The 2599-nt window shown below is 72.6% G+C and carries 3 protein-coding genes and 1 pseudogene; all 4 read right to left on the bottom strand.

Annotation, left to right across the window (positions count from 1 at the left end):
* On the bottom strand, nucleotides 1-633 hold a 633-nt coding region (locus tag ABZ281_RS45560), incomplete at its 3' end, for a GAF domain-containing protein (protein ID WP_356664284.1).
* A gap of 48 nt (nucleotides 634-681) precedes the next feature.
* Complete coding sequence (locus ABZ281_RS45565) at nucleotides 682-1218, bottom strand: NUDIX hydrolase family protein (protein WP_356664286.1); 537 nt, start codon at nucleotides 1216-1218, stop codon at nucleotides 682-684.
* A gap of 85 nt (nucleotides 1219-1303) precedes the next feature.
* Nucleotides 1304-2434: an amidohydrolase family protein gene (locus ABZ281_RS45570; protein ID WP_356664288.1), complete on the bottom strand. Its 1131-nt coding sequence runs from the start codon at nucleotides 2432-2434 to the stop codon at nucleotides 1304-1306.
* 1 nt (nucleotide 2435) lies between these two features.
* Nucleotides 2436-2599 (bottom strand): annotated as a pseudogene (locus ABZ281_RS45575) (glutamine synthetase); the annotation flags it as partial.

Consider the following 2599-nt stretch of genomic DNA (forward strand, 5'->3'; position numbering starts at 1 on the left):
GGCACCTGGTTCGGCGCCTGGGCCGGCTTCCAGTGGGGCCCCTGGACCGGTGTCCTGGTCGGCATCCTCGGCGGTGCCGACGTTCTCGTCATGGACGTCGAAGGGCTGCCCGTCGCGCCGCTCGGAGAGGTACAGATCGCCGTAGATCTCGCCGCGGACGGCGATGGCGACGCCGAGCAGGGTCCGCAGGTGCGGATGGCCGGGCGGGAAGCCGACGGAGGAGGCATGGGCCGGGATGTCGCCGATCCGCAGGGGCTCGGGGTGGCTGATCAGATGGCCGAGGACGCCCCGGCCGGTGGGCAGACCGGTCTCGGCCAGATCGGCGCGTTCCCGCGCGGACAGGCCGGCGGTGATGAACTCCTCCAGGTGCTCGCCGGTGTCGTTGAGCACGCCGAGGGCGCCGTAGCGGGCGCCGACCAGGTCCATGGCCGTGGTCACGATGCGGTGCAGTACCGCGGGCAGCTCCACCTCACGGCTGATGGCCACCACGGCGTCCAGCAGACCCTGCATCCGGTCCATCGCGTCCAGCAGGGCGCGCAGCTGCTCGTCGATCCGGCCCAGCTCCGTGCGCAGGCGCACATGCAGCTCGGGCAGATGCGGCTGCCCCGCGAACGGGTCCCGCTCCGCGTCCATCACGAGCACCTCCCGGCCGGAGGTCGGTCACGTGAAAGAGCTTAGGCCTCAGATCGCGCAGCCCGCATGTGCCAGCGCCTGCTTCAGCAGCACCCCGTGCCCGCCCGGCATCTCGCTCTGCACCGCCTCCGAGACGGCGTCCCGGGGGCTGAACCACACCAGGTCGAGCGCGTCCTGCCGGGGCCGGCAGTCTCCCGTCACCGGCACGATGTAGGCCAGGGACACCGCGTGCTGGCGCGGGTCGTGGTAGGGCGTGATGCCCTGCGTCGGGAAGTACTCCGCGACCGTGAACGGCTGGAGCGATGCCGGGACGCGGGGCAGCGCGACCGGGCCGAGGTCCTTCTCCAGGTGGCGCAGGAGGGCGTCGCGGACGCGCTCGTGGTGCAGCACGCGGCCGGAGACCAGCGTCCGGCTGACCGTGCCGTCGGGGCCGATGCGCAGCAGCAGGCCGACGCTGGTCACCTCGCCGCTGTCGTCGACGCGGACCGGGACGGCCTCGACGTAGAGGATCGGCATGCGGGCGCGTGTCATCTCCAGCTCGTCGGAGGACAGCCAGCCGGGCGTGGTTTCGGTCATGTCAGACATTGCTTGATCATACTTTCAGCCGTTCGGACTTCCTGGGTAGCCGCTCCAGGAGAACTGTGACCGGCCACACGCCCGTTCAATCGTCCTACGGCCCGTCGGTCTCCAGCCGGTAGACCCGCAGGGCGTTGTCCCGACCGGTCCACCGCGCGATCCGCAGCGCGTCCGGCAGGGACAGCTCGTCGGCGTCCACGCGTTCCTGAAGCAGTACCGCGAGGCCTTGCCGGAAGGCGAGCGCCCCGAGGTGGTAGAACTCGGCCACACCGTAGGCGTCGGAGCTGTACAGCAGTTTGCGGAACGGTGTGATCTCCAGGGCCTCCGCGAGGACCGCACCGGCCCGGGCGGGACCGACGTGGTGCAGGGTGAGTCCGACGTCCAGGTACACCTGCTCGAAGACCGCGGCGAGGTAGGCCGCCTGCCGCTGGTAGGGCCAGCAGTGCAGGAGCAGGACGGGGATCGTCCCGGCGGTGAGGTGCAGCCAGTCGGTGAGGTGGGTGGGGTCGACGCGGTGCAGCCGGATGTCGTTGTCGCCGAACCCGGTGTGCAGCTGGAGTGGCAGACCGAGGTCGACGGCGGTCCACAGCAGGTGCCGCACGAGGACGGGGTCGTCGAGGCGTCCGCCCCCGGAGAGCCAGTGCCGCGCCGCTTCGGTGACCTCCGCCTCCACGGGGCGGGCCGGGTTCAGGTCGAAGCCGGTGCGGTAGGCCGCCACCGACTTCACGGCCACCACGCCGGGCCGCCGCACGGCCTTCAGCGCTGCCGCGTGGAAGGCGTCCGCGTACGCGTCCGGTTCGACCCCCGCGCTCTGCACCGACTCCGCGACGCCCTCCAGCCGTACGACCTCGTACGAGGTCCCGCCCGCGGCCTCGGCGATCTCCCGCGGCGTGGTGATGGCGTCGGGGGCGTAGCCGGTGTCGACGCAGAACACGTCCGTGCCCGCGGTGCGCAGGAAGCGGCGTTGCACCTCGCGCCGGCCGAGTTCCGCGCGGCGGGCGAGGTATTCCCCGGCGGGGGCGTGCCGGGGCAGGTCGAGCAGGGGAGCGCAGTGGCGGCGCACGGCCACGCCCACCGGGCTGTCGAAGGGCGAGATCCCCGGCCAGGCCTCGCCCTCGGTGAGGAGGGACTCGAAGGCGTCGCGGCCGAGGTCGGCCGTGACGGTGCCATGGCAGTGGTGGTCGACCAGCCGCAGGGAGTCGAGCGCCTCGCGGACCGCGCCCATGTCAGTACCTCCAGCGGTACGCCGCCGCCACCTGGTCGTCGTCCAGCCCGGCGACGGACGCCTGCTCGCCCCGCCGTACGGCGATGACCGCGTCGGCCAGGACCGGGCCGAGGGCCGTCCGCAGGACCTCGTCCTCGCGGAACTCCCCGACGGCCCGCTCCAGGG

The sequence above is a fragment of the Streptomyces sp. NPDC006265 genome, from assembly GCF_040613555.1.
Classification (GTDB): Bacteria; Actinomycetota; Actinomycetes; order Streptomycetales; family Streptomycetaceae; genus Streptomyces.